The organism is Oleiphilus sp. HI0080 (genome assembly GCF_001635135.1).
Genome location: NZ_LWFU01000766.1, coordinates 1 through 3,223 on the forward strand (window position 1 = coordinate 1; position 3,223 = coordinate 3,223).

At 46.8% G+C, this 3,223-nt stretch carries 6 protein-coding genes; 5 read left to right on the top strand and 1 reads right to left on the bottom strand.

Annotation, left to right across the window (positions count from 1 at the left end; all coding sequences use genetic code 11):
• From A3751_RS15960 to A3751_RS15975, 4 genes are all read left to right on the top strand, one after another.
• On the top strand, window positions 1–316 hold a 316-nt coding region (locus A3751_RS15960), incomplete at its 5' end, for an NAD(P)H-dependent glycerol-3-phosphate dehydrogenase (RefSeq protein WP_369821249.1).
• Complete coding sequence (locus A3751_RS15965; RefSeq protein WP_068457867.1) at window positions 316–597, top strand: DUF4389 domain-containing protein; 282 nt, start codon at window positions 316–318, stop codon at window positions 595–597. The genes A3751_RS15960 and A3751_RS15965, both read left to right, overlap by 1 nt.
• A complete protein-coding gene (gene sixA / locus A3751_RS15970) occupies window positions 590–1,048 on the top strand; it encodes a phosphohistidine phosphatase SixA (RefSeq protein ID WP_068457869.1) in 459 nt (152 codons plus the stop codon). Before A3751_RS15965 ends, sixA begins: the two co-directional genes overlap by 8 nt.
• A 23-nt stretch (window positions 1,049–1,071) precedes the next feature.
• Entirely contained in the window at window positions 1,072–1,968 is an 897-nt protein-coding gene (locus A3751_RS15975; protein ID WP_068457870.1) for a radical SAM protein, read from the top strand.
• Window positions 1,969–2,024: 56 nt separating this feature from the next.
• On the opposite strand, the gene A3751_RS15980 is transcribed toward A3751_RS15975, so the two are convergent.
• Window positions 2,025–2,447 carry a BLUF domain-containing protein gene (locus A3751_RS15980; protein WP_068457873.1) on the bottom strand — a complete coding sequence of 141 codons (423 nt, stop codon included), beginning with the start codon at window positions 2,445–2,447 and terminating at the stop codon, window positions 2,025–2,027.
• 87 nt (window positions 2,448–2,534) lie between these two features.
• On the opposite strand from A3751_RS15980, the gene A3751_RS15985 reads away from it, so the two are divergent.
• Window positions 2,535–3,223 (top strand): hypothetical protein (locus tag A3751_RS15985; RefSeq protein ID WP_156492539.1); only part of this gene is annotated, 689 nt, incomplete at its 3' end.

Sequence of the window (3,223 nt, forward strand, 5' to 3'; positions counted from 1 at the left end):
CGGTCTATCTGGAGTTGGTGATTTAATCGCCACAGCGTGCTCGCCTTTGAGTCGGAATTATCGAGTAGGCTATGCGTTTGGCGAAGGGCGCAATCTCGATGAAGCTGTGGCAGAGCTCGGTGAGGTTGCCGAGGGTGTGAACACGCTTAAGCAGGTAAAGCGTTTTGCTGATGAACACGATATATACATGCCACTGGTTCAAGGCCTGTATAAAGTGCTTTATGGTGGAGAATCGATTTCGGCTGTGATAAAAACATTGATGCTCGCAGAGCGAAACACAGATGTTGAATACACCCTTCCGAAGGATGAGATCTAATGCGAATCGTCTACGTTATTCTGTTCTGTATTGTTTTTAGCTTTATGGACTTATTGCTGGCTTTGATCGCTTTACTGCAAAGCGTCATCGCGGTTGTATCCGGTCAGCCAAACGAGGCCTTAAAAGACTTTGGAGCACGGCTGGGTATTTACCTCAAGCAAATCGCAGAGTTTGTCAGTTTTGAAAACGACGACATGCCTTTTCCGTTCTCCGACTGGCCCGACCGTGAGAATGGTCAAATCAGCACTGAAAGCCCAGAGCGCACCGACAGTAATGGTTAATGTTTTTTTGTGCCGCCATGGCGAGGCTTCGTTCGACGCACCGAGCGACAGGTTGCGGCCACTGACAGAAATGGGCAAATCAAGCACGAAGCAGCGCGCTTCTGAAATGAAATCTTTACTAACGGGCGTCGTTACCGAAATCTGGAGCAGCGATCTGTTGCGTGCGCAGCAAACAGCAGAATTTTTTGCTGATTCGCTCAAGATGGACGTGACGGTTCAAACTTTTCTTCGCCCAGATTCTGACCCGGCTCTAGTCGTTAAAAAACTCGCTGAGTGTTCGGAGAATGATTGTATTCTCGTTGTTGCGCACATGCCCCTTCTAGGCGACTTGGTTAGCTTACTGCGTGAGGGTAATTTCTTCACTCCTTATAACTTTCAAACCAGTGAGGTCGTGCATCTGCATGGCGAGCTTGCAGCAGCAGGCCTCATGGAACGCGTCGCATTGTCTTAGACGCTCTTACCGCCAAAGGCTTTATGAATTATTTTCCTATCGACTACATCGAACCAGTATTTAGGCCGCCCTCTGAAGCTAAGTCTCTCATTCTTCAGGTAAGCAATGGCTGCTCATATAACCGTTGTAGCTTCTGTGAGATGTACACTGCTCCTCAGAAGAAGTTCAAGCCAAAAGCAATTGAAGATGTGGAGAAAGAGTTGGCGGCAGTCGCCTCGCAAATGCCGGGCGTAAGGAGATTCTTCCTTGCTGATGGTGATGCTATGACCTTATCTGTCCGCAGATTGAAGGAGATTCTTGGAAAAATTAATCAATACTTTCCAAACCTTGAGCGAGTCACTGCATATTGTTTGCCCAGAAACTTGAAGAAAAAGTCCGTTGAGGAGTTGGCTGAGCTGAGAGCGCTTGGACTGTCCATGGTCTATGTGGGGTGTGAATCTGGCGATGATAAAGTCCTTGAGTGTGTTCAAAAAGGCGAGACCTTTGAAACATCAAAGGACGCACTTCTCAAGCTCAAAGCAGCCGGAATTAAATCGTCGGTTATGATTTTGAATGGCTTGGGGGGGAGAAAATTCTCGGAGCAGCACGCGATTAATAGCGCCAAGCTAATGAACGAAACTCAGCCTGAGTTCGTTTCAACACTTGTCGTGTCTTTCCCGATGGGAGAAGAACGATTCCGGTCTGGCTTTGATGGCGACTATGAGCCTCTTTCGCAGGAAGAGTTATTTAAAGAAATTCATTCATTGGTTTCGACCTTTGAGTTGAAGAACACCGTTTTTCGGTCGGACCATGCGTCCAATTACTTGGTTTTGAAGGGGACGCTTGGCCAAGATAAGCAGGCGATGTTGGATAAAATTAATCTGGCCTTGAATAAGCCAGGCTCGATTCCGCTGAGGCAAGAGTGGCAGAGAGGACTGTGAGGTTGAGCGAGAATAAGCTTGTCGCTTTCTAATCTCTAACTAATTGCTCGACATGGCTATCGTGCGAGTGAATTGACCAATCTAAAAGCTGTTTCTGAGAAGTCGGGTCCGGCACCCCCTAACTTCTGCATGATATCCAATTGGTCTATCAATATATTTTCAAGCCTTATCTCTGCGAGATACGCATTTGTAAGCCATTGCATGGACCAGTCCGGAAAGCGACGCTCTGTTAGTTTCGTATCGCTAATGTGGCGATAAATCTTGTGCCGTTCATCTAGTGTAATCTTGTTAAAAAGGCACTCTAGAGCGTCAGCTGGCCCCTCAATATACTGGAGGAAGGTACCTTTCTCGAAGTACAGATAGCCTGATATATCGAGCACTAAATTGTTTTTGCTTGCTTGCTGCGAGAGCGTTTCTAGATCGAGAGAAGAAAATGGTTGCAAGCTGCGACTAGCGTACAGTATTCCTTTGAGCGCCATGGCTAGCCTCGTAGTGGCGATTGGTCAGTTGAGCATAGTATTTAAATGGACTAAGCTCTACAAGCACAATATATCGAGCGTGCTCGTATGGAAACAAATACAGGTTCTCGTCGCCAAGACGCTTCTCTGCGCAGAGTGTATGAAAAGCTTATGCTTCTGCACGAGCAGGGTGCGAACCAATCTATACTCGGCCATATGTTTTTGTCAGAGCTTTGTCGCGAAATTGATGCGACAGGCGGCATTCTTTTAGTTTGTGAAAAACCCGACCTTCGAAGTGGTTACTTCGAATATGCTCAGTTTTTTGATCGTGAAAGCGAAAAGGTATGGATAATGGAGACGGGTTTAGACCCGTTTTGCAAGGACTTCAGACCCTATGTTTTGGAGCGCAATCCGTTCGATCTTTCCAAAAGCCTAGTTCACAATTCAGAACTGCTAAACTCGTTGGGCTCCGTGCGCCATAAAGCAGTCGTTGTCCCTATCGTTTTTGAGGATAGCCGCTTAGGCCTTGTATGCCTTACTTTTGATGATAGGGTGCGGCCCCTTTTGCATTTCTGTCAAAGAATGCGCCCTTATTTTTCGCTTTTTGCCAGATGCTTGGCTCAGAATCAATTCCCAAACTTGCATGACGCATGGACCGAAAAAAAAGCAGAAGACGGCGTTGCTTTAAAAGCCTTGCCGCACGTTAGTAATCCCGTTTTTGTCTGTGACCAACGAATGCGAGTTTGCCACCTGAATCCAGCGTCGGAAGTGTTGTTTACTACATCTGAACAAGAGGC

Excerpts from the sequence above, each read along its gene's own strand:
- A3751_RS15965 (WP_068457867.1), top strand. The coding sequence starts at position 316 with ATGCGAATCGTCTACGTTATTCTGTTCTGTATTGTTTTTAGCTTTATG.
- sixA (WP_068457869.1), top strand. The coding sequence starts at position 590 with ATGGTTAATGTTTTTTTGTGCCGCCATGGCGAGGCTTCGTTCGACGCA.
- A3751_RS15975 (WP_068457870.1), top strand. The coding sequence starts at position 1,072 with ATGAATTATTTTCCTATCGACTACATCGAACCAGTATTTAGGCCGCCC.
- A3751_RS15980 (WP_068457873.1), bottom strand. The coding sequence starts at position 2,447 with ATGGCGCTCAAAGGAATACTGTACGCTAGTCGCAGCTTGCAACCATTT.